Source organism: Chloroflexota bacterium, from assembly GCA_016235055.1.
Classification (GTDB): domain Bacteria; phylum Chloroflexota; class Anaerolineae; order JACRMK01; family JACRMK01; genus JACRMK01.
In genome coordinates this window covers 54,550-78,601 of sequence record JACRMK010000036.1, presented here as the reverse complement: position 1 = coordinate 78,601, position 24,052 = coordinate 54,550, and the positions used below count along the sequence as shown (strand labels likewise).

The 24,052-nt window shown below is 62.4% G+C and carries 18 protein-coding genes; 5 read left to right on the top strand and 13 right to left on the bottom strand.

The annotated features are described in order from the left end of the window. Positions 1-99: 99 nt before the first annotated feature. From HZB53_09015 to HZB53_09005, 3 genes are read left to right on the top strand one after another with little or no spacing between them, the layout of a single operon-like run. On the top strand, positions 100-831 hold the full coding sequence (locus HZB53_09015; GenBank protein ID MBI5877778.1) for an SDR family oxidoreductase: 732 nt from the start codon (positions 100-102) through the stop codon (positions 829-831). 8 nt (positions 832-839) lie between these two features. After that, the gene (locus HZB53_09010) at positions 840-1,766 is read left to right on the top strand and encodes a hypothetical protein (GenBank protein MBI5877777.1); all 927 of its coding nucleotides are present in this window, start codon (positions 840-842) and stop codon (positions 1,764-1,766) included. Further along, positions 1,763-2,590 (top strand): competence/damage-inducible protein A, encoded by an 828-nt coding sequence (locus HZB53_09005; GenBank protein ID MBI5877776.1) that lies wholly within the window; start codon positions 1,763-1,765, stop codon positions 2,588-2,590. The genes HZB53_09010 and HZB53_09005 overlap by 4 nt, the downstream gene beginning before the upstream one ends. A gap of 308 nt (positions 2,591-2,898) precedes the next feature. On the opposite strand, the gene HZB53_09000 is transcribed toward HZB53_09005, so the two are convergent. The 7 genes from HZB53_09000 to HZB53_08970 all read right to left on the bottom strand — a co-directional run bounded on the left by HZB53_09000 (position 2,899) and on the right by HZB53_08970 (position 11,840). After that, the gene (locus tag HZB53_09000; GenBank protein ID MBI5877775.1) at positions 2,899-4,107 is read right to left on the bottom strand and encodes an efflux RND transporter periplasmic adaptor subunit; all 1,209 of its coding nucleotides are present in this window, start codon (positions 4,105-4,107) and stop codon (positions 2,899-2,901) included. Between the two features lie 62 nt (positions 4,108-4,169). After that, a complete protein-coding gene (locus tag HZB53_08995; GenBank protein MBI5877774.1) occupies positions 4,170-6,578 on the bottom strand; it encodes an ABC transporter permease in 2,409 nt (802 codons plus the stop codon). A gap of 1 nt (position 6,579) precedes the next feature. After that, on the bottom strand, positions 6,580-7,734 hold the full coding sequence (locus HZB53_08990; protein ID MBI5877773.1) for an ATP-binding cassette domain-containing protein: 1,155 nt from the start codon (positions 7,732-7,734) through the stop codon (positions 6,580-6,582). A gap of 145 nt (positions 7,735-7,879) precedes the next feature. After that, positions 7,880-9,007, bottom strand: coding sequence for a polymer-forming cytoskeletal protein (locus HZB53_08985; GenBank protein ID MBI5877772.1), 1,128 nt, complete (start codon positions 9,005-9,007; stop codon positions 7,880-7,882). Further along, positions 9,004-9,561 carry a hypothetical protein gene (locus HZB53_08980; protein ID MBI5877771.1) on the bottom strand — a complete coding sequence of 186 codons (558 nt, stop codon included), beginning with the start codon at positions 9,559-9,561 and terminating at the stop codon, positions 9,004-9,006. Before HZB53_08980 ends, HZB53_08985 begins: the two co-directional genes overlap by 4 nt. Then, positions 9,551-10,147, bottom strand: a complete 597-nt coding sequence (locus tag HZB53_08975) for a sigma-70 family RNA polymerase sigma factor (GenBank protein MBI5877770.1) — start codon at positions 10,145-10,147, stop codon at positions 9,551-9,553. Before HZB53_08975 ends, HZB53_08980 begins: the two co-directional genes overlap by 11 nt. Before the next feature lie 109 nt (positions 10,148-10,256). Next, positions 10,257-11,840, bottom strand: coding sequence for an aldehyde dehydrogenase family protein (locus HZB53_08970; protein MBI5877769.1), 1,584 nt, complete (start codon positions 11,838-11,840; stop codon positions 10,257-10,259). Between the two features lie 335 nt (positions 11,841-12,175). Between HZB53_08970 and HZB53_08965 the strand changes: the two genes are divergently transcribed. After that, positions 12,176-13,651, top strand: coding sequence for a DUF5107 domain-containing protein (locus HZB53_08965; GenBank protein ID MBI5877768.1), 1,476 nt, complete (start codon positions 12,176-12,178; stop codon positions 13,649-13,651). A 409-nt stretch (positions 13,652-14,060) separates the two neighbouring features. On the opposite strand, the gene HZB53_08960 is transcribed toward HZB53_08965, so the two are convergent. The 6 genes from HZB53_08960 to HZB53_08935 all read right to left on the bottom strand — a co-directional run bounded on the left by HZB53_08960 (position 14,061) and on the right by HZB53_08935 (position 21,914). After that, positions 14,061-16,382, bottom strand: a complete 2,322-nt coding sequence (locus tag HZB53_08960; GenBank protein ID MBI5877767.1) for a hypothetical protein — start codon at positions 16,380-16,382, stop codon at positions 14,061-14,063. A gap of 468 nt (positions 16,383-16,850) precedes the next feature. Further along, on the bottom strand, positions 16,851-18,887 hold the full coding sequence (locus HZB53_08955) for an ATP-binding protein (protein ID MBI5877766.1): 2,037 nt from the start codon (positions 18,885-18,887) through the stop codon (positions 16,851-16,853). A gap of 23 nt (positions 18,888-18,910) precedes the next feature. After that, on the bottom strand, positions 18,911-19,396 hold the full coding sequence (locus HZB53_08950) for a hypothetical protein (GenBank protein MBI5877765.1): 486 nt from the start codon (positions 19,394-19,396) through the stop codon (positions 18,911-18,913). Positions 19,397-20,051: 655 nt separating this feature from the next. Beyond that, positions 20,052-21,155 (bottom strand): aminopeptidase P family protein, encoded by a 1,104-nt coding sequence (locus HZB53_08945; GenBank protein ID MBI5877764.1) that lies wholly within the window; start codon positions 21,153-21,155, stop codon positions 20,052-20,054. A 3-nt stretch (positions 21,156-21,158) separates the two neighbouring features. Beyond that, positions 21,159-21,671 carry a DUF1684 domain-containing protein gene (locus HZB53_08940; protein ID MBI5877763.1) on the bottom strand — a complete coding sequence of 171 codons (513 nt, stop codon included), beginning with the start codon at positions 21,669-21,671 and terminating at the stop codon, positions 21,159-21,161. A gap of 57 nt (positions 21,672-21,728) precedes the next feature. Then, positions 21,729-21,914 (bottom strand): hypothetical protein, encoded by a 186-nt coding sequence (locus tag HZB53_08935; protein MBI5877762.1) that lies wholly within the window; start codon positions 21,912-21,914, stop codon positions 21,729-21,731. Between the two features lie 409 nt (positions 21,915-22,323). On the opposite strand from HZB53_08935, the gene HZB53_08930 reads away from it, so the two are divergent. Further along, positions 22,324-24,021, top strand: coding sequence for a long-chain fatty acid--CoA ligase (locus HZB53_08930; protein MBI5877761.1), 1,698 nt, complete (start codon positions 22,324-22,326; stop codon positions 24,019-24,021). Positions 24,022-24,052 lie beyond the last annotated feature (31 nt).

The following is a 24,052-nucleotide window of genomic DNA, read 5'->3' as shown; positions in this document are numbered from 1 at the left end:
GGGGAGAAGGGGCCAGGGGATGAGGGAGTGACAACCACACTTGCCCCAAGATATAGGGACATGATCAAACTGAAACAGTATAACGCGGAGTCTTTACTGATGAGCACATTGGAAGGCAAGGTCGCGATTGTAACTGGCGCGTCCTACGGGTTGGGGCGCGGCATCGCGCTGGCATTGGCGCGCGAAGGGTGCCGGGTCGCGCTGGCGGCGCGCTCGGCGGACAAGCTGGCGGCGGTGGCCGCCGAAATCGCCGCAGCGGGCGGCGAGGCGCTGGCCGTGCCGTGCGACGTGGCGGATGAGGACCAGGTCGCCGCGCTCTTCGCGCAGACCGTTGCGCGCTGGGGGCGGCTCGACGTTCTGGTCAACAACGCGGCGATTCTGGATGGCGCTCCGTTGGAGTCGCTGTCTCTGGATCTGTGGCAGCGCGCGCTGTCGGTGAACCTGACCGGGCCGTTCCTGTGCACGCGCGAGGCGTTTCGGATCATGAAACCGCAGGGCGGCGGACGCATCATCAACGTGGCCAGCGTCGCGGCGCACCGTGTGCGACCCGACTCGGCGACGTATTCGTCGACGAAGCACGGGCTGTGGGGGCTGACCCAGGTGTCGGCGCTGGAAGGCCGCGCGCACGGCATCGTGTGCAGCTGCATCAAGCCCGGCAATATCCGCACCGAAGCGCGCTCCACGCCCGACAGCGACTTCAATCGCGAGCCGATGATGTCGATCGACGAGGTTGCGGCGGCGGTGGTGTTCATGGCGGCGCAACCGCCTCACCTCAATGTGCTCGAAATGACGCTGTTGCCGACCGTGCAGCCATACGTCGGGCGCGGCTGATCGGCGCGATGCTTGCCGGGGAGATCGAAGCGGCCATCGCGGGCATCGCGGCCGACCGGCAGGCCGGCGCGGTCGAGTTGGCTGATCGCGCCGCGATGGTCATCATGCGGATGGCCGACGAGTGGACCGGCGACGATGAGACGTTTGGATCGGCGCTCGTCGCGCTGTGCCGCGCACTGGTGGCGGCCCAGCCGGGCATGGCGTCGCTGCTCAACCTGTGCAACGATGTGCTGCTTGCGGTTGACGGCGCTGGCGTGACGGCTACCGTGCCGCAGCGCGCCGCCGATGCGGCCCTGCGCTATATGGCTTTTCTGGCGCACCACGCGCGGCGCATCGCCAATGAGGCGCTGCCGTATATCCACAGCGGCGCGCTCCTGCTGGCGCACTCCCATTCGAGCACCGTCGTCGCCGCGCTTTTGCGGGCGCATGGCGCAGGCAAGCGCTTTGGCGTCGTCTGCACCGAGGCACGCCCGCAGTATGACGGCGTGCAGATGGCGCGCCGGCTGGCTGCCGAAGGCATCGCCGTCGAGGTGATCGCCGATGCGGCGGCGGCCGTTTTCGTCGAGGGCTTCTACACGGTGCTGGTCGGCGCCGATGCGGTTACGCCACAGGGCATCATGAACAAAGTCGGCACGCTCGGTATGGCGCTCGCGGCGCGCCAGTTCGGCGTGCCGTTCTACTGCTTTGCCGGAACAGAGAAGTTTCTGCCGGCGGGCGCCGCCATTGCGATCGAGGAAAAAGACCCGGCTGAAATCGTGCCGCCGGAACCCAACCTGTCCGGGTACAACATCTACTTCGACATGACCCCGCTCGATCTGGTGACCAAAGTATTCACCGAGGACGGCCCGCTGACGCCGGCCGAGGTCCGCAATCGGCTGGCGGCCACGGTTTTGCATCCCGCGCTTCGCACGGCACCGGACGGAGCCAGGCCATGACGCACGCTGCGGTTTCCTGCGAGATCATCGCCGTCGGGAACGAGTTGCTGATCGGCGATGCGCAGGATACGAACACGTACTGGCTGATTGGTCAGTTGACCGGGCTGGGCGGGTTCGTGCGCCGCTGCGTGATCGTGCGCGACGAGTTCCCGGCGATTGCCGGTGCGCTGCACGCCGGCATTGATGCCGGCAGCCGGCTGATTCTATTGTCGGGCGGACTGGGGCCGACTGGCGATGATTTGACGCTGGCCGCGGTCGCCGCCGCGCTGGGGCGCCCGCTCGTGGAGCATGCCGAGGCGCTGTCCATGCTGACGAAGCGTTATGCGGAACTGGCGGCACGGGGCTGGCTTCCATCCGGCGCGATGAACGATGCGCGCCGCAAGATGGCGCTCTTCCCGGAAGGGGCGGAACCGATCTACAATCCGGTCGGCGGCGCGCCTGCGGCGATGCTCGAGGTCGGGAGCTCAACCGTGGTTTGCCTGCCCGGTGTGCCCGCCGAACTGAAAGGCATCTTCACCGAGTCGATGGCGCCGCTGCTGAACCGGCTGTTCGGCTCGGCAACCTATGCGATGCATACCGTCATCGTGAACTGCCAGGACGAGTCGCTGATGGCGTCGGAGTTGCAGGGCGTCGTCGATCGTCACCCACGCGTCTATATCAAGTCGCGCGCGCGGCGTTTTGGCCCGGAGATCGCCATTCGCGTTTCGCTTTCCACAACCGGTCCGGATGGAGGGGTGGTTGACAGCGTGCTGGGCGCGGCGGAACGGGACCTGGCGGAAGCGATGGCGCGGCTAGGGTTGACTTGCACGCCGGCCGCGGATTAGCGCGGTGCCCTGGGGCGTATCCAATCATGTTCAGGATCACGTAGGGGCGCACCTGCGTGTGCGCCCCGATGCGGAGAGGGCAGAACTTTTCGCCGGGCGACCTGCCTGTCATGCCCATGTAGGGGGCGCATTGCAATGCGCCCGTATCCAAAGGCGTTGCCCATGGGCTCCCGCTTTCGCGGGAGTGACGATTGGAGTGATCGGCGGTCGCGGATGGCGTCGGGGCTGGACGTGAAGCGGGTCTCTGAACTGTTGCGTTTGTCGCAGGTGCAGGACAGGTCAGAGACCTGTCCCTACGCTATCGCGCATTACTGCGTCTTGATCGTGACCGATGCCGTCATGTTCCACTGCATGCGCGCATCCTGCTTTTCCGGCGCGACGATCACCTTGTAGACGATGTCGCCCTGGCGGTTGGTGCCGAACGGGTTGATGCGTGTGACCTTGCCCGTCATCGCGGCGTCGGGAATCGCGTCGAACTTGATTTGCACGCTGTTCCCGACCTTGATCTTGCCGATCGACAACTCGGTCAGGTCCTTGGTCTGAATCTGATACACCGACAGGTCGGCCACGCGCACAGCGAACGAGCTGACCGGGGCCGGCTCGCCCGCCTTGGCGTTCAGCGTGACGATCGTGCCGTCGATCGGGGACCTAAGCTCGGTATCGGCCAGCGCGATCTTGGCCGACGCCACCGACGACTCGGCGACCGCGATATCCGCATCGACGCTCTTGAGCTGCGCATCGGCGGCCGCCACATCGGCTTCGCCGATGGCGATCTGCTCCGGACGCGTGCCCGTCTTGACCTGCTCAAGTTGCGCCTGCGCCTGCGCGACGCGCGCGCGCGCCGGGCCGACATCGACTGAGCGCGGGCCGAGTTGCAACTGCTCGTACGCGATCTTGGCCACCTGGTAGTCGAGCGTAGCCTGTTCGAGCCGCAGCGCGTCGGGGCCGATGTTGCCGTACGGCGTATCCTTCACGCGGTCATAGGCGAACTGCGCCTGCTGGACGGCGCGCGCCGCTTTCTCCATATTGGCCCTGGCGGTCGCCAGCGACGTCGTATCGGCGCCGGCCTGCGCGCGGTCAAGCTCGGCCATCGCTGCCTTCAATCCGGCCTCCACCACGGCCACATCCTCGGAGCGCGGTCCCGCCTTCATCAGCGCCAGGTTGGCCTGCGCGCGCGTCAGCGCGGCGGCGGCGGTCAACTTCGCGCTCCTGGCTTTGGCCAGCCCCGCTTCGGCCTGCGCCACGGCCGCGGTCTGTCGCTTGGAGTCGATGCGCAACAGGATCTGATCCTTCTTCACCGCGTCGCCTTCCGCCACCATTACTTCGGACACCAGTTGGCCCTGTGCCGAAAGGTTCAACTCGGCGTACTTCACAGGCACGACTTCCGCCTCCGCGACGACGTCGCTGGCCGCCTTTTGCGGGGGCAAGGGCGCCGCGGTTGGCGTGGCGGCGCCGGAGTCGCAGGCCGCCAGCAGCAGACCGGCCAGCAAAACCACCAATAGCTTCAGATTCTTCATGGCACACCTTCCGGGAGAGAATGATGTAAAACTGCGTTCCGGCATCTATACACACTACAGGCTTATTCGTATGCAAGCACCTCGCGCACAGTGAGACGCATGGCACGCCACGAAGGCAGCAAGCTCGCCAGGCCGGCCAGTGCCAGCACAGTGCCGAGCCAGATCAAGGCGCCGTTCATGGCAAAGGTGTAGCTGAGCGGGGAGCGCAGGAACGCGATTCCGACGGCGTCGCTCATCAGGCGGCTGATCGGGATCGCGAAGATAACGCTCAGTATCCACGAAATGCCGCCGATCAGCACGCCCTCGGACATAAAGATCAGCAGCACCGAACCGTCGGACGCGCCGATGGCACGCATCACGCCGATCTCGCGTTGGCGCTCCAGCACATTGATACTCATCGTGCCCATCAGGCCGAGGCCGCCAACCACCGCCAGCAGCAGGGCCATGATCGTCATGAACACGACAATGATATTGAACTGGTACTCGATGGTCGAGCGGGTCTGCGACGTCTGTTGCGTCGAGACGACCCGCAGGCCGACGTTGTCGAGATGCTCCTTGAGCGCCGCGGCCCCGGCGCGCTGCGCCTCGGCATCGTGGGCGTTCAGGGTCACCTGTAGCGCCGTGCTGCGGCCCACGGTGCGCGTCTCGCGGGCCAGGTAGCCGGCGTTCGCATACATGAGCGGGCCGGTCATGACCGCCTTGGCAATGCCGACCACGGTCCACGTCGTCTCGCGGTCGCCGAACTTCAGCGTAACCGGTTTCCCGACTGCCAGGTCTTCTTCCTGCTTGATCACCTCAGTATTGACCACTATAGCATTCTCGTCGTTGGCGGTCAACCAGCGGCCTTCGAGCATCACCGGGCGGATCAGGCTGCTATTGGCAGGCGGCGCGACGATGTTCAGCGCCGGGCTTTCGTGTCCGTCGGACCGCAGGCGCTTCACGCTGGCGCCGGCCCAGGCTTCCGAGCCGGTTACGCCGGGGACGCGCATCGCCTCGGACTGCAGCAGGTCGATGCGGTGCGGGTTGCTGAAGCTCAGCGCGACGTCGTAGCGCCAGTAGGCGAGCGCCTCGTCGAGCGTGGCAAAGAGCGACGTCTGCACGCTCAGCACGGCGATAAAGATCGCCCCGCCCAGCGTGAGCGTGAACAGCGTCAACACCAGCCGCCCTTTGCGCCTGAACGTATTGCGCAGCGACAGGATCAGCGGCCGCGACAACAGGCTCATGTGCTCGACCAGGCGGTCCGTCCACGTGCCGCCCTGCTTCGTCCTGGGCGCGCCGTAGTTGCTGAGCGCCTCGCGCACGCTGATGCGCGCGCCGGTGAAGATCGGTGCGATGGCCGCGGCCAGCGGTACCAGCAGTCCGACCGCGACTTCGATCGCCAGCGTTTCCGGCGGTATGCGGAATGGGCTGGTGTTGAAGTTGACGATGTTGGCGATGAAGGCGCTGAAATAGTACGCCGCGATGGAGCCAAGCGGCACGGCCACAAACAGCGACAGTCCGCCGTAGATCAGCACGCTGGTCATGTACATGCCGATGATCTGGGGCGTCAGCGCGCCGACCGCCTTCATGATGCCGATCTGCCGGATCTGTTGCGCCAGGATCGCCATGATCGTGTTGACGACCAGAAAGCCGGAGAGAAAGAGCGACAGCGCGCCGATCACCCCCAGGATCATCAGCATCGAGTTGATGATCACCTGCGCGGGATGCTCGCCCGGCTCCGGCAGGTAGATGCCGGTGTAGCGATAGCCGCCTTCCTGAAGCTTCGTCTTGATCAGTTCAACCACGTCCTGGATGTGTGGCTTGTTGAGCCGGTTATCCGCTACCACGATGTCGATCACGTTGAAATCGCGCGGCAGCCCCAGCCATTCCAGCGTATCACGCGTGACGTAGCCAAAGGCAAGGCCGGTGAACACCGCCGGCGGCTCGTTCAGGTCGTGCACGATGCCGGAAATCCGCAGTTCGTACAGCTTGTTGTCCGGCGTCTGGACTAGCAGGCTGTCGCCGTCTTTGACTTTGAGTACGGGCAGCGTATTACGCTCGATCAAGATGGTGCGGTCGGGCGGCGGCCACGCGCCGCTTTCGCTTTGGAAGACGTTGACTTCGATCTTGTTGAAGTCCTGCACCGCCTGCATGCGGATGGTGCGCCACTCGTCGTTGCCGCCGGCTTTGCGCTCCCCGGCCGGCCCGACCTTGATGCGCAGGTTGGCCGTGCGGCGCCCTTCGGCCTGGGCGATCTCGGGCATGCGGCGCACCGCCGGTATGAAGTCGTCGTCGAAGCCGCCGGTGATGACGATCGCACTCGGCGGATTGATGGCGACGTAGTCCGCCGGCAGATCGTGGCCGATGATCGACTGCGTGCCGGAAATCATGCCGACCGCGAACACGCCGACGGCGATCGAGATCACCACCAGCATGGTGCGCAGCTTGTTGTTGAAGAGGTCGCGAACGACCTTACGCCAGCGCGGATCCATGCTAGGCCGGCGTCCCCTGGCGCAGTTGCTCGACGGTGCTCACGCGCGCCGTCGCGGACTGCGCGATGTGCGCCTGCGCGGCTTGCGATTCGCTGACGAGCGCCGCGAACGCTTCGCGATCCAGCGACACGATCTCGACCGCGGAGTCCGGGTCGGCGCGCACGGTGGCGTGGTGCCCGCCGCCAGTCAATAGCGCGGTGCCGCCAAAGTACTGACCGGGATGCAGGTACTCGACCGTGATCTCTTGCCCGTTCGGCTCGGTCAGGACGACCTCGGCGCGGCCCTTGCGCACCACGAAGAATCGCTCGCCGGGTTCGCCCTCGCGGATGATGATGCTGCCCGGCTCGAACGAATCGGTCTTCAGGCGCCGGGTTGCGTCCAGCAACTGCGCTTCGCTCAGCCCGGGGAGGGCGCGCGCCAGATACTCATCCACGATCTCGCCGTCGGCGATCACGACCGTGCGCGACACGCGGCGGGCCAGGTCCTGGTCGTGAGTCACCATCAGGATGGTCTTGCCCTGGTCGACCAACTGCTCGAACATCTCAAACACCTGCGTAGCCGTCCGCGAATCGAGGTTGCCGGTCGGTTCGTCGGCGCAGATGATCGGCGGGTCGTTAGCCAGCGCGCGCGCAATGGCGGCGCGCTGCTGCTGCCCGCCCGAGACGGCCGAGGGCAGCTTGTGCGCCTGCTCGGCCATGTCCATCTGCGCCAGCAACTGCATCGCGCGTTCGCGGCGCTCGCGCGGCGTGTACATGTGGCAGAAGTCCATCGGCAGCATCACGTTTTCGGCGATCGTCAGCGTGGGCAGCAACTGGAAGAACTGGAACACGACGCCGATCGTGCGCCCGCGCCACTGCGCCATCTGGCCCTCGTTGAGCGTATGCACGGCCGTGTTAGCGATGAACACTTCGCCCTCGGACGGCCGGTCAATGCCGGTCAGCATGTTGATCAGCGTGGATTTGCCGCTGCCGGATTTGCCGATAACGGCCACAAACTCGCCGCGATTGACGGTCAGATTGACGCTTTTGAGCGCGCGAAACTTGCCGGCTGCCGTATCGAAGTCCTTGATGACCTGGCGCACTTCGATCAGGTGATCGTGCTCGTGGTAGCCGACGTGTTTGCCTGTGCCGTTGCGACCGAAAAATCTACTTAACATGACGCGTGTGACCCTGTCCCGTGCATACCGATACGCCCTTTGTCGCTAACTCCAACCATCTAGTCTACCACAGGTCGATACGCGGGCAAATGCGCATCGACCTGTGCTCCACACCGCATCGACCGTGCGGATTTCGGTTGCCCGGCTATGCCTGCGGCTCCGCAGGCGGCGTCGGCGGCGTTGCGGGCGGTTCTGCCGGCAGCGGGGGCAGCGGTTCCAGCGGGAACGGCGCGACGCGCTGTGGGGTGACCGGCGCAACCGGAGCGACCGGTGAGGGTGGCCAGGACGCCGGCGCCATCCCTGATGGCGGGTAGACCTGCGTGCCGAAGCGCGTCAGCAGCACGGCGCCGAGGCCCAGCGTGCCGATCAGCAGACCGGCGATACCGCCGATGCACGGCACCTCGCCGACAATGGCCAGCAGCAGCACGCCGATGATGACGGCCAGCACCGGCGCGATCTCGCGCACCTTCAACGCTTCCAGCACGCGGTGTCCGGCGATGAACCCGATGGCGATCCACCCGAAATACCACGACACGGCGGCGGCCAGCACGAGCAGGAAGGCGATCGGTATGCCAACCAGCGTGATGACCAGCGCAATCGCCAGCACCGGCACGATCAACAGGGTGAGGCAGCCGGTGCCGGCGGCCGGCAGCACGGAGCCGAACGCCGCGTCGGCGACGCGCTGCACCGGCAGCGGGGCGATGGCCACCACGAGCGCGCCGAGCGCCGCCAGCGCGAGCGCCGCCAGGATGCCCCGGCCGAAGCCCCAATCAATGTTGAATGGGCGCGTATAGGCCGGCGATACAAACGGCATCGAAGGGAACCAACGCACGCCGTTTTCCTGGCTGACGCCGCCGCGCACGACCGAGCCGTCCGCCTGCTTGATGCTGCCGCCGGCCAGCCGCACGCGGCCATTGACGACTGCGCTTTCGCGCAACGTCACCGACCCGCCGGCTACCGTTACGTCGTTGCCGATGACGCCCGCTGCATCGACGCTGCCGCCGAGCACCGCAATGTCCCGCTCGATGCGCGCGCCTTTCTCGATGATCAGGCTGCCGCCGAAGATGGCGACATCGCCCTGCACGACTGCATCGGCGCGGATGACGCCGCTGCACCCAAACAGCAGGACATTCTGGTTCTGCGTGCCCGCCTCCACGGCGATCGTGCCGCCCGCGCAGACGCGGTCGTCCGCGCGTCCCTGCGCGTATGCAACGCCGCCGGTCAACGCGGCGCAAATGGCGATAATGATCGCCAGGCTCAAACGTGTTTTCATTGCAAACCTCCAAGACTGAACGGGCGCGGGATGGCGCGGCCTGCGCCCGCCATCAACCATGCCCATGCCCCAACCAGGACCAGCGTAACTGCAAGAACGATATCCACGGCGGTGGCGCCGCCGACCGCCAGCAGGGTGCGCGTGAACGTGCCCAGCAGGACCTGCCACGTGCTGACGGTCTGCACCAGTGTGACCAGAAACGCCGGCGTTGCGGCCACCACGTCGCCGGCATCGACGTTCGGCCAGACTTGCAGAGCAGCAATCCCCAGCACCAGCGCCGTGAGGACGGCCGCCGCCATGAGCTGCATGGGACGCGCGCGCGCCGGCTTTGCGGCGCGCTCCGACTCGATGCGCGCCATGACTCGACTGGTGAACCCGGGCGCCGGCGCAACCGTCTCCGCCGTCAGCATGACATGGTGCACCGTGGAAAGCGCCCGCCAGGCGGCGGCGCAGTCAGCGCACGTTCCCAGGTGTGCGGACAACTGCGCGGCTCGCGCCGGATGTGCCGTGCCGTCCAATGTTTCGTGCATCAATGCCAGCATGTCAGCGTGCATGGTACTGCTCCTTGACAGCTGTGAGCTGTTCGTGAGTGTGCCACGACTTGGCCATCGCCTGACGGGCGCGATGCAGTTTGACCTTGACGTTGCTGACCGAGTCGCCGGTCATGTGCGCAATCTCCTCGACTGACAGATCGCGCCAGTACTTGAGCACAACCACCGCCCGGTGACCGGGGGAGAGGGCGTCCAGCAAGCGGCGAGCGTCCGCGGCGCGCTCGTCAGCCAGCAGTCGTTCGTCCACCTCCGGGAGCGCGGCCGCCCACTGCTCATCCCAGCGCTCGTCGTCGTCCAGCGACGGGCCGGCAAAGCGGCGGCGGCGCAGTCGATCGATGCAATAGTGCGATGTGATGCTCAGCAGCCACGGCTCGAAGCGGCGGTGCGGATCGTAGGTGCGCAGTTGGCGATACGCGCGCATAAACGTTTCCTGCGCGGCATCTTCTGCTTCGCCGTCGTCGCCCAGCAGGCGCCGCGCCACATTGAACACGCTGATCTGATACTGCTCAACCAGCCGCTCAAATGCGCCGGTGTCGCCCCGACGGGCCTGCTCGATGATACGCGCTTCGTCGGGGAAAGTTGGCTCCATGTCGGCTGTCTCTACAGGTTAATACGCCTTTCGGCGTAGGGGGTTACAGCGAACTATCAAAGCCAGGCGCCGGACCTATCTTCAGTACGGTCGGCGCCCGGCGGATTGTTCAGCGTAGCTTGCGAAGGTTGAAGTTGCGAAGGATTTGCCACACGGCGCTCAGCTTGGCGGCGGTACTGCGGCGGGTCAGCAATGCCATGATGCCGAGAAACATCGCCCGCGTCGGCTCGTCGTAACCGTACCACCAGGGCCGCTTGAGCGGCAGTAGCTCGTGCGTGACGACTTGCGGGATGACGAACGTCATGAGCCCGGCGCGCCCCTGCAGGCGGCCGAAACCGCTCTCCTTGGTGCCGCCCCAGGGCAGATCGGGCATGCCCGCCGACGACAGGTGATCGTTGATCGACACCGTGCCGACGTGCAGGTCGCGCGCCATGCGTTCGGCGCGGCCCACGTCGCGCGTCCAGATGCTGGCCGTCAGGCCGGTCATGTGCGCGTTGGTGAGGCGCACGGCCTCGTCGGCGCTTGAAACCGTTTGCAGTGCGATCACGGGGCCGAAGGTCTCGCTGCGCATAAGCTCCACGTCGTCCGGCACATTGTCGAGCAGGGTTGGCTCGAAGAAGAGTCCCGCGCCGTCGCCGGATTTGCCGCCGGCCAGCACCGTTGCGCCGCGCGCGATCGCCTCGTCTACCTGGCGCTTGACAATGGTGAGTTGGCGCTCGTTGTTCATCGAACCGACATCGACCCGGTCCAATGCATCGCCCACGCGCAGCGTCTGCGTCTTCTCGGTCACGAGCCGGCGAAACGCATCGGCGACTGGCGCCGCCACGTAGACGCGCTCCACCGAGGCGCAGACCTGCCCGGCGCAGGTGAAGCCGGCCCAGACGATGCCACTGGCGGCGTGCTCCAGATCAGCGTCTTCCAGCACGATGGCCGCATCGACGCCGCCGAGCTCCATCGTGACCGGCGTCAGGTTCTGCGCGGCGGCCTGCATCACCTTGCGGCCGGTGGAGGGACTGCCGGTAAACACGACCTTGTCGACGCCGGCCGCCACCAGCGCCGCGCCGGTGCGTCCGTCGCCGTGTATCATGGCGAAAAGGCCATCGGGCAGATCGAGTGTCGCGACGAGTTCGCGCACCAGGTCGGCGCTCAACGGCGTGTACTCGCTCGGCTTGGCGATCACGGCGTTGCCCGCGATCAACCCGGACAGCACCGGCCCGGCGGTCTGCCAGAACGGGAAGTTCCATGGCGAAATGACCGCGACGACGCCGTGCGGGCGATAGACCAGGTGGCCGCGCTTGCCCATGAGCCAGGTGATCCAGTAATCGGGCAGCGGCTCGTCGGCCAGGTAGCGCGGCGCTTTCGACGCCAGATAGTCGACCTGCATCATGGCGGGCAGCACATCCGAGTTCAGCGCTTCCATGACCGGCTTGCCGCACTCATGGGCGATGGTGTCCGCAATCCGATCGACCTGATCGTACAGGTGATCGGCAAACGGGCGCAGGCGGCGTGCGCGCTCGCGCAGTGGTAGCCTGGCCCACACGCTCTGCGCCTGCCGCGCGCGGGCCAGAATACCCGGCAGTTCGTCGGGCGTCGTAACGGGCACGCGACCGACCTCGCGCATGGTCGTCGGGTTCAGCGAAACCAACTGCCCGTCGCTGAAAATGATCTTGGATCGGGTTGCGGTGGCTGTCATGGTGGATTCGTCCTTGCCTTATGCGTATTCAATTTGAGCGCGTCCTGACGTGCCATGCATGTCCTGTATACGGTGGCCTCGCCGCCGTCCGCTGCTGTGCGGCAGGCACCGGATGAAAGCGCGCGGCAATGTGATGCTATGCGAGTGTGCCTCACACGCGAGCGACCGAGCATCCACGCCCCGATTTGTCATCCTGAGCGCGAAGGCAGCGCCGTAACTGTCAGGCACGCCTCGCGCGCGAAGGACCTGAAATCTGCGAAGTTTGCGTTGCTTTGGATTCTACCACAGCGGGCGCGACAAGCCGGCAGGTGGTACAATGAAAGCGGGTGATGACGATGACACGTTTTGCACGTTTGGCCTGGGTGATAGCCGTTGCCGCGGCGCTTGTCACCGGGCTGTTCGTCGCGCCGCAAGCACCCTCAGCGCGCGGGAGCGCGCCCGTGCTGCGCCAGCCGGGGGAAATAACCGCCACGGAGCCGATGACGATCTATCTGCCGCTGCTTACTTCGTCACCTGTCAATAGTCCGACGTTCGTCTGGACGGGGACGATCACGATTCCCACGCACCCGGTCGAGGCCGCGCTCGAAACGCATATCAACGGCTACTTCAACATACCGTATCAGCGCATCGACTGGACGGCGTACGATGGTTCCGTCATCGAGAATCGCGCCTACACGCTGGTGTACCTGGAGAACGACTATCTGCGCGTGAGCCTCATGCCGCAGCTTGGCGGGCGCGTGTATCAGATCGTCGACAAGGCGAGCGGTCAGCCGATGCTGTACCAGAATGCGGTGATCAAGCCGTCGCACTGGGGCCCGCTGGAAGTGGGTTGGTGGTTGGCGGCGGGCGGCATCGAATGGTGCCTGCCGGTCGAGGAACACGGCTATGAGTCGGCGATCCCGTGGGCGTACACAATCGACGCCGTGCCGGGCGGCATGCGCGTGACGCTGCGCGACAGCGATGCGGCGAACCGCCTGCGCGCGCGGGTCGCCGTGACGCTGTACGACCGCGAAGCGGCGGTGCATATCGCGCCGCGCATCGAGAATCCGACCGCCGCGCCGCTCGATTTCCAGTACTGGACGAACGCGATGCTGGCGCCCGGCGGCGGCAACCAGCCGAGCGCGGAGACGCGCTTCGTCATGTCGGGGACCGAGGCGACGGTACATTCAACCGGCGACCACGACCGTCTGCCGGGGGCAGGGCAGCCGTTTGCGTGGCCGGTGTACAATGGCGTGGACTGGAGCCGGCTCGGCAACTGGGACCAGTGGCTCGGGTTCTTCCAGCGGCCGGAGGCGGCAGGCGGCTTTCAGGCCGTGTACGACGGCGCGCGCAACGCCGGCGTCGTGCGTGCCTACTCGTCACCGGAAGCGCGCGGGGCCAAGTTCTTCGGCTTTGGCTGGGCGCGCCCGATCGATCCATCAAACTACACGGACGATGGGTCGAGCTACGTCGAAATGCACGGTGGCGCGACGCCGCAGTTCGGTACCGTACGCACGCTCGCGGCCGGTGACAGCCTGACGTGGGATGAAAGCTGGTATCCGGTCGTCAATCTCGGTGGGTTGACGTGGGCCAACGATACGGTTGCACTGCGGGTCGAGACGTCGGCGGGGCAGACACGTGCATCCATTGTGGCAAATCGCACGCTGACGTCGGCGCGCATAAAATTAGTGCGAATAACTGACCAGATAGCAGTTTATGACGCTCAGGTTCCCTCATTGGCACAAGGCCAAGTGCTTGCAACGGGATGGGTAGCCGGGCCGATCGGCGTATTGGTGCAGGAGGGTGACACGGTTGTCGCACATTGGCCGTGACGTGGTTCACACGGCTCAATGTCTGTGCATAGTCTAGAGCAATTTCCTGGTCAATTGATGATACCAGCACGTCACAACGTCACTCCGGCGAAAGTTGCTAATGCGCCAGGGACGCACACTCGCGCATGGAAATGGGCGTGTCGTTGTAGGGACGGGTCTTTGACCCGTCCAGTTGGCCAGGTCAAAGACCTGGCCCTACGCCTGGAGTTGCCTATTTCCATGGGAGCCGGAGTCCAAAATCCTGGACTGCTGGACTGGATGCCGGCGGTGCTCAGCGGCCTCATGCCGCTGAGTGTTAACCGCCCGTTGGCCCGAAGCCAGCGGGCAACGTCGCCGGCATGACGGAGTGCCTGTGGCATTGCGCGCCAGCCACCCAATCGGAATTTGATATGACGGACGCGTGCACGACCTATTCGCCGGGCAGCGGGAAGCGCGGCAGGGGCGGTTGCGCCTTCTCCCACGCATTGCCGTAGTAGATCGGATACACCTCGCCCGTAATGCCATTCTTGATCCCGCCGGACATGACATCGCGGTAGACTGCATCGCGCGCGACGAGGTCGGCGCGCATCAGGGCAATCTGTCGATCCATGTTCGGATTCAGCGCCATCAGGCGCTGCATCTCCGCCGTCGCCGCGTCGCTGTAGGCGCGCTCGACCGGGCTGGTGGCGTTGTACGGCTTGTTCTGCTTCCACTGCGCGTCGAACTTGTGGCGCACAACATTGGCCTCCGCTTCGGCTTCTTCGCGACACATCTTGCTGATGTAGTCTGTTTTTGGCATCTTCTCAAATCCGGCCACATTGACGGTCAGCTTCTCGTGGTGGTACTTGGCGTGCGTCATCTCGTGGATGAACGAATCCGCGGCCTGCTCAGGTGTGCGGGCGCTGTTGATGAAAACCTTATTGGGAGGTATGAACTTGTCGGAGACCGTCGGCGCCGTGATGACGTTCACGCCGAACTTTTTCTCGATGGTCATCGCGTCCATGCCCGCGCCGCTGCGCGACAGGGCGGCCCGCAACTCCTTTTCGGTCCAAGTGCCCGCTTCTCCGACGCGAACCACCGACGGCAGTTCGTGGCTTGGATCGAGCTGCCCGGTGACTTTGGTCTTCGTTTCCTGCGGCAGTCCCGCGAGCGCCGGCTCGACCTCGTCCTTCAACTTCTTCGACAACTGCTCGGCCTCTGCGGCCGTCAAAGGCTGACCGGGGTGTGCCGCCTCCATCGCCTTGCGTGCGCCCACGAAGCCGCGCACGGGCCCTGCGGCCTGCTTGATGATCTGCCCCGCCTGCACGACGTCCACGATGACCATGGCCACTTCAACGCACAGCCAGAACAGGTCGGGCGCGTTCTGGGAGATCGATTTGGCCCGGTCGAGACTCGTGTCGCTGGCCGCGCTCTGCACCTGGTACTGCTGGACATTGTTGACCAGTTCGGCCGCGTCGATGCCGAGACCGAGACCGGCCGCCGCACCGGCCACGACCAGGCTGCCGCCGGCCGTGGCGACCGCCGCGATCACGCCCACGGCCAGGCTGATCGCCATCAGCGCCTGCTTCTTCTCTTCGGTCTCCTTCTGCAGCGTCCGTACTTTGTCGTCGACCGCATAGGCTTCGACCGAGCCGGCCTTGACGCCCAGCTTGGCCTTGGTGCCGGTGATGACGTTGGGCAACGACCAGATGTTGAGCTTGCCGCCGTCGACGTTCTGTCCCGTCTTCTCGATGTTGTCGAGCTTGTCCTGCAGCGTCTTGCCGACCACCGTGGCCGCCGGGCCGGAGCGCCCCATGGCCGCCAGCGCGCCCATCTGCGCCGGGTTGTCCTTGAATGCGGCCACCACCGGAAACTCGCCGGCGGTCGCGGTGAACAGCTTCTCGTACTCCTGCGCCTTGGCAACGTACTTCTCATCACCCATCAGCGCCTTGGCCGCGTTTTCGCGCTGCTGCGGCTCCTCCATCGGCCCGGACGGGTGCTGCTTGGCGTACTGGTTCTTGATGCTGATTTCGAGGTTGACCATCTCCTCGCCGACCTTCATCAGCTTCTGCACCGCGGCCGCCATCTTCTTGGTATCGTCGTTTGCGTCGGCCTTGTAATCGCCGCTGCCGGCGGTCTTTTCGGTCAGGCCGTAGCGCTTTTTCTCCTCCTCGATCTTGGTCTTGCTGACCAGCAGCATCGCCTTGACGGTGGCTTTCGCATCGGTCTCGAACTTGGTGACGAATGCCCCCACATCTTTGACGATCTGCTGCTTCTTGTCGCGCCAAACGCGCAGTACCGCCTCCTTGGAGGTTGGCTGGACTTGATCGATCTCCTGGCCGATCTGGTCGATCAGGTTGTCCATGCCGGGCTCGCCGCGGTTGATGTAGGTCGCCTTGAGTTGGAGCTCGGCATATTCGGGGCGCGAGTACTTATCGACGATCGGCTTAGGGTCGGTGGCCTGCGGTGGCGTACGCGGCGGCTGATTGCCGATGCCGAAGCCCCAGCGCTGCACGGCCCGTGCAATCATCACCCGCGAAACGACCTGATTGCCGCGCGTCTCCTGCATGTGCAGCAGCGAGTTGGCGCGCGTAGCGGGGTCGGCATGCTCGAACGCGCTGGAGTGGTCGGGCGGGCCGATCGGTGCGCCGCCGTCGCCGGGAGCGCCGATGGTCGGCGTCGTGCCGGGCTGCGCTGGAGCAACGTCGGGTGCGACGCTGGGGCGTGCGGGTTTCGATTGTTCGGGTTTGGGCTCCGGTGTACCTGAATTCATTGGTCGTACTCCGGATAGGGCGCGTTCTAGTGTGAGTCGAGTGTTGGGTCGCCCGACTTGACCTTCACGGTCAACCGATTCTCAGCAGGTGAAATCTGTCAATTCCAACGATCACCTTACGCGAAGTGAGGAACGCGTGTAGCCGAATCTACTGCCCGACGCACGATTTACTGCATTGACCTTGCGGGTTCGCATGCCGCTGACTGTACTTCTCCGGACAGTATTGGTGCCCGCATTGTACCCGCGCGGAGGAAGCCAGTTCCAATATAGGGTAGCTTGCAGGGACGGCTCATGGCCAGGCCACACCTTCGGTGAGCCGAGCAACGACTACATGGTACCCGATATCACGGCGGCCCGGTTCTACGTCTAATGCGAGATCAATCGTCTATTCACAAAGCATGTACATCGGATTTCTGGCGGGGATCCTAGTTCGCATAATACCGAAATCTCACGACTGTCTGTGAAGGTTCATTGACGTAATTCTATTTCATGAATTACGCGTTTCAGTACCAAGTAAGACATAGAAAACTCATGGATGTCGGATTTCGAGAGGTTGGAGTGAGTTATTGTTGCTTGGACTGAAGCCGCAAGCCTATATGGGTACAAATGGCCTTCAATTGAGAAGAGCTTGAGAAAATACTGCCAGTTTGACGCCTCCCAGTCTTTCGGAGTCTGTAGGTATTTCTGGACGAATTCGAACTCGTGTTCAAGTCCTGGAATCAGCGTCCGCTCGATGAAGCGATGAACGACTTCGAGTTTGAAAATGTCTGAGCGGGTGTCGAAAGATGTGAACCGCGGAAGAGAGACCACGTTGTCTTTGAGGTCAGCGGATATGGCAGACCAAAATGCATACTCCCGTGAGTTCGACAGAGACCTGACGAAGTATTTCCCTGCCGGCATAAGTTCGATATGGGTATCGCTTTTTAGTAGTTCCTTCAATGCAAAGTCAAGCCAGACAAAACCTAACTCTTTATTTCCTTCATTCTTTGTTAGCGCAGAAATGTGTTCCCGCAGTACTGCACCTCTTACACCAAGTCGTAAGAATTCCGATTCAAGGTCACCAATTGCGACACTGTTTTCCTGGAATATTCTGTCCTTGTTGAATAAGACCTCCAGTATCCTTAGATCGAGCATACCCAAATTCGGAGTGCCTTTGTCGAAGATATTAGTTAGTCCGCCACCGAACTTGGGTTTTCTTAAGGGGTCACCACATATCAACCACCTAAAGAGGTAGGTTCTTAAGTCGGTAAGGTTTGACGTTTCGTCATTCTGAAGCAGCCTTTCGACATTAAAGTAATCATTCGTGGCATGCAGCATTCGAGAGATTAGCCTGAAATGATGAGTCAGGACCTCACGGATATTGTGGTTGCAGTAATCGTATATATCGTTCTCCACGAAGGTTTTGGACAGTGCTTGGAAAACGCCCCAAAATCTCTCCTTAAAATCACGCGGACTCACATTATAGTTCCTCTCAAATCTATCCGCGAAATCGGAAACCGATTCCAATTGGTTGTGGCTTTCTAGAAATTGGAATCTCTTGGAAAGCAACGATTGGATTGACGCGTCGTCCATACCATTGATTGGAACATTGGGTTCGTCGCCAGCCTTGAGGCGATCTAAGTAATCCGCCAGCAAGACATCTCCGAGAACGCCGTAGTTGACAATGCGTTTTAGATTCGGTTCTCTAATAGCCAAGATCACTGGAATTTGAACCGAGTTGGTAATGTCAAGACACTGTGCAAGCATCTCGGCCTGGAATGGAATCGGGTGCCTATCCACATTATCAACACACAAAAGGTAGGTTACGCGTTCTTTAATAAACGAAAGCAATGTATGAAGCAACGGCTTGACATTTGTGGACCTGAAGTAGGCTTCTACTTCGGGTCTTTCCAGCGCAGCCTCCCAGTCTTCGTCGGTGCTCAAGGCATGCTTTTCAAACTCGAGTACCCACTCTCTAAACTGTAGGTAGCCAATGTCATGCCGGATCTTGAAAAGCGTCCAGCCTTTCACAAGTGAATCGGAGGTGCTAACATAATCGTCAAATATACGTGAATATATGACGTCCTGAAATCGCTGTTGAAAGGAGACAGGCGCCCGATTCTGCATCTGTTCCGTAATTGCCTTAAAATCGAAGTAGAAGAACCGAAAGTCTTGACCATCCAGGTCTAGCTTGATTCGCTTCAAGATAACCGTCTTTCCAACTCCAGGTAGCCCCCGGACCAATATCAAGCGTTTTGACGGAATCATCTTCGTAATTTCTGGCCGCTCGGCCCGCTCAATGTACAAGCTCGAAAAGAACTCAGTCTCTAGCGCCTTCTCGAGTGCGGCTGATGACTTGAAGAATCTCTCATAGTCCGTTCTCAAGCGCTCGAATCCGCCTGAGGGCTCGCGGTCCGGTGCGAATGAAAGTACAAAAAGCGTCGCGACAAGGAATTCCCTCATCTCAGTGGCTTCGCCGTTTGACTCGGAGGTGTAGCCAACCAGTCTTTCTATTGCGCGTGTCACATTAAGCCTCGTTCCTCGGTTTTCTAGCGCGTGAGTGCATTGAAAAGGTCTACAAGACTTACTAAGCCGAATGAGAAGAAAACAAGTCCGCCTAATATCGCAATAATCTTCCACCATGCGTTAATTGAATTGAATGCAGACTTGTTGTCGAGAAACTCCTTCAGATAGGTATTTGCAGGCATTCTGGAAATAGCAGTTTCTCTAACCTGAATTGAAAATCGACACCCGGGTTGATCTCCGCCCATACTTAACTTTGGGAACAACTGACGTCCGTATGGGCTTAGACATGCCATGGAGAGAGGGTCATTTTCAACTCGATGATAAAGTCCGCAGAATTCCGCGTTACATTTCGGCGCACGTGGGAAGTTGTAGTTCCTATTCGCGATGGCGACGTCCATTAATACATGCCAAAGATACATGCTGAGTACCGTCACGAAAGCCACGAAAAGAAAAATGGCGAGTGTGCCTCGCAAGACAGTGTCTTGGATTCCCCCAAGTGATAGCTGCATATGACTTGTCCTGGCTCTTTGTGGCAGATGATCAAATGCCGATTATTGAAGAGAACGACTGGTGCACGGGTTCGAAAGTAAATTGCAGTAACACTATCTTTGAACGACACCCCGATACGCGCCAAAGCTGCGTCCCTTAATGGTAGGTGCGCTTGACGCGGTTGCTCTGACGCAAGCCGTCATGGAATGTTGCTAGGAGTCCGCGACCTGCAAAAGGTTAGAACATTTCCATTCAGACACCTTTGTCGCCGTGCGTGCTGACTCTTCGTTTGCGGTACTTCTTCGCGAAAGACACGGTCATTATAGAATTGTTACCCTTTGGCGTCAATGGTCAGCGTTATGTCAGGGCCATTCAAGAGTCGTGGTGTATCGCCTTAATCCGACGAGCCGCATGGCTCGGCAACCTCAGCACGTACGCTGAACCTGTCGAACCGTGCGTGCATTGTCGTGTCCTACGACAGGCTCAGGTCATGGTCGCTTAGGTTGTCAAGGGGCTCTTGAATCGCCCTCGCGTTCTATCGTTGGCGCCATTCACGGATAAATACAAACGGCACACTCTCGCACTTGCCTCCAACCGCATCGTCAGCAGCCCTCCACCGGCGGCACTAGTCAGGTCAACGGATTGTATCATGCCCACTTGGGTTGGTTATTTCTGTTACCTTACCACCACCAGATCATGCGTCGAGCGGTCGAAGCGGCGCGGACCGTTCGGGGTGACGGCGACCATATCTTCGATGCGGATGCCGAACTCGCCCGGGATGTAGATACCGGGCTCGTCGCTGAATGTCATGCCCGCCACCAGCGGCTGCGTGTTGCCGCCCACCAGATAGGGTGGCTCGTGGCCGTCCAGCCCGATGCCGTGGCCGACGCGATGCGTGAAGTACTGACCGTAGCCCGCTTTCTCGATCACGTCGCGCGCGGCGCGGTCGACGCTCTCGCAGGTCGCTCCGACCACGTAGGCGCGGAAGGCGGCCTGGTGGGCTTCCTCGACGATCGCGTACACCGCGCGTAACTTCGACGACGGCGGCCCGACGTGGACCGTGCGCGTGATGTCGGCGTGGTAGCCCTGATATGTGCCGCCGTAATCCATCACGACCGCGTCGCCCGGCTGAATCACGCGCGAGCCGGTGCGGTGATGCGGCGAGGCGCTGTTGTCCGGCCCGCTGCCGACGATGCCCGTGGTGCAATCCGACAGCCCCAACTCTTGCCGCAGCGCCGTCAACTCCTGCTGGACGCTCAACTCGGTGCGCCCGGAAAACTGCGAGGCGCAAATCCTCTCGAAGACGGTGTTGGCGATGTTCTGCGCGTGCTCCATCGCGGCAATCTCGTCAGCGTCCTTGACCATGCGCATCAGCGTCAACACGCGCGAGGCGCTGGCGAACTTCGCGCCACGGAAATGCTCGAGCATCCCGACCAGAAAGCCGGCCCACATCTGGTCGCTGACAGCCATTTGCGCATTGGGCGGCAGATCGCTGGCCACCTCGGCCAGCAACGCGACCGGGCTTTGAGTTTCCGTCCAGGGCCGCACGGCCAGGAAGCTCTTCTGCGCGGCATCCAGTCGCGACGCCTCGAACTGCGGCATGACGATGGACGGCTGGCCCTCCGGCGGGATGAACAGCATCGTCATCCGTTCAGAGGGATGGAAATGATAGCCGATCAGGTAGAGCAGGTCGGATGGCGCTGAGATCATGAGCGCATCGATCTGCTGCGCGCGCATGGTCTGCTGGGCTTGCTGCAGGCGGCGAATGGTGTCGGGCATGGGTTACTCCTCGCGATATTTCATCTCACCCGCGTCGATCCGAACTTTCAAGCGGTTCTCGGCCGGGGGGATCGGGCACGTCCACTGGTCGTTGTAGGCACAGTAGGGACTGTAGGCCAGGTTGAAGTCGAGCACGATGGCGCCATCCGGCTCCGGCGCCGGATCAAGGTAGCGGCCGGCGCCGTAACTCTCGACGCCGCTGGTGGCGTCGGCAAACGGCAGAAACAGCGCGTCGTGGTCTTCCGATTTGTAGATCGTCAGTGTCTGCGGCTCGCCGTTCACGTCGAACTCCACATGGCCATAGCGCAGGTAGCTCGCCAGGTGGCCGGTGCTGGTCTGCATCTGAACGGTCTGCACCTTTAACAGCCGGTTGATGCGCACGCGGAAGCGCAGGGCCGAGTTCTCTGCGAAGTAGCGCAGTCCGGCGAACGTTTTGTGCTGTTCCGGCGTCAGCGGTGAGCGTGGCGTGCGAAAGTATGCATCCTTGCGCTCGCGGAACTCGGCTAGTGAGGTCATGGGTTTTTTGTGAAACGCCGTAGACCCTTGGGGTCTTCAAAGACCCGAACGGTCTGCTTAGATCATGAAACGCAATCGGGCCAACGAATCGCCGATTTTCGTTAGATGCTGCGCGGCGTCAACTTTGCCATCCTTCCGCAGCTTCGCTACCACGTCGTTGACGACCATGAAGAATGTCGCATCAACTTTGTCGACCGCCTCACCGAACTTGATCTGTAGATCGTCCTTTGATTTGGCGGCCATAAGTTCCTTTATCAGTACCACGGATTCCTGATGGGTCATGCGCCCATGATAACGTTAATGCGGCGCATTGGCAAAGCCTGCGCGGTGAAGGGGCAGACTGACGTGCTCGGGCGCAGCCAACACGGCGTTAGGATGTGGCAATTCGTCATGCCCGCGAAAGCGGGCATCCAGCGGTGTTGCCCCTGGACTCCCGCTTCCGCGGGAGTGACGGCTTGTTCTCTCACAGATTCCGCTTCGTCCCCATGTCCAATTGCGCCCCGGTGAACTACTCTGCATGCGCAACAGGGCGTTACCAAAGAAACCCAACATTGTGCGATGGTCGGATTTGACCGGCGGGCCGATGAGCCTAGAATCAAGTGAAGCGCAGTTTCGCCATCGGTGCCCGTCGTCTAGCCGAAAGGAGCTCCCCATGGACAAGCCGTGGTTGAACGCGTACGAGCCGGGTGTGCCCACGACCATCGCCTACCCGGAGCAGCCGCTGTACGCTTTCCTCGATCGTGCGGCTGATCTGTTTCCCGATCATGTCGCGATTCATTTCTATGGCGCGCGCATGCGCTACCGCTTCCTGGGCGACGCCGTCAACCGCTTTGCCAATGCCCTGATCGCGCTCGGCGTGCAGAAGGGCGACCGCGTCGCGCTGCACCTGCCGAATACGCCGCAGTTCGTGATCGCCTACTACGGCGCGCTGAAAGCCGGCGCGGTGGTGGTGACCCATTCACCGCTGTACACCGAGCCGGAGCTGGCGCAGCAGTTGAACGACTGCGGCGCGGAGACGATCGTCACGCTGACGATGACCTATGCGCGCGTGCAGGCGGTGCGATCCAAGACCCCGCTGCGGAATGTGATCGTCGCCAATATCAAAGACTACTTCCCGCCGCATCTCAATCTGCTCTTCACGCTCGCCAAAGAGAAGAAGGAAGGGCACCGCGCACAGATTGCGCCCGGCGACCATTCGTTCGTTGGGTTGCTGCGGGCCGCGCCGTCGCGGGCGCCGGGCGTGGACGTGCGGCCCGACGATCTGGCGTTGCTGCAGTACACCGGCGGCACGACCGGTACGCCCAAAGCGGCGATGCTGACGCACCGCATCATGGTGACCAATGTGCTGCAGGGCGTGGCGTGGAACACGATCGCGCACCCGGGGCAGGAGACGTTCCTGTGTGTGCTGCCGTTCTTCCACATCTACGGCCAGCAGGTCGGCATGAACCAGGCGGTGCATCTGGCGTCGGCGATGATCCTGTTCCCGCGCTTCGAGCGCGGCCCGACACTGGCGGCGATCGACCATTACCATCCCAGCGTGTTTCCCGGTGTCGCGACATTGTATATCAACCTGCTGCAGGACCCCGAGCTGGCGAAGCACGATCTGCGTTCGATCAAGGTTTGCGTCAGCGGGGCGATGGCGCTGCCGGCGGAGGTGCAGGAGCGCTTCGAGCGCGTGACCGGCGGACGACTTGTCGAGGGCTACGGCATGACCGAGACGGCGCCGCTGACGCACTGCAACCCGATTCACGGGCGGCGCACGACCGGCAGCATCGGCCTGCCGGTGCCGGATACCGAGGCCGCGATCATCAGCCTGGATGACGGCGATACGCTGCTGCCGACCGGCGAGATCGGGGAGATCTGCGTGCGCGGCCCGCAGATTATGCGCGGCTACTGGAACCGGCCGGATGAGACGCAGCGCATGATCCGCAACGGCTGGCTGCACACGGGCGACATCGGCCGCATGGACGAGGCCGGCTTCTTCTATGTCGTGGATCGCATCAAGGACATGATCATTGCGGGCGGGTTCAAGATCTTCCCGCGCGACGTCGAAGAGGTGCTGTACCGCCATCCGAAGATCAAAGAGGCGGCGCTCGTTGCCGTGAAGGATCCGTATCACGGCGAACTGCCCAAGGCGCATATCGTGCTGAAAGACGGCGAGACGGCGACGCCGGAGGAGATCATCGCGTACTGCCGCGAGCACCTGTCGCCGTACAAAGTGCCGAAGCAGGTGGAGTTTCATAGCGATCTACCGAAGACACTGGTCGGAAAGATACTCAAACGCAAATTGTCGGAGGCGGACAAGGCGTCTGCGGTAGCCGCGCCAACCGAAGAGATCGCAACGCCGTAGGCTCGCTTCTACGCATCGCTATGCTCAGGAC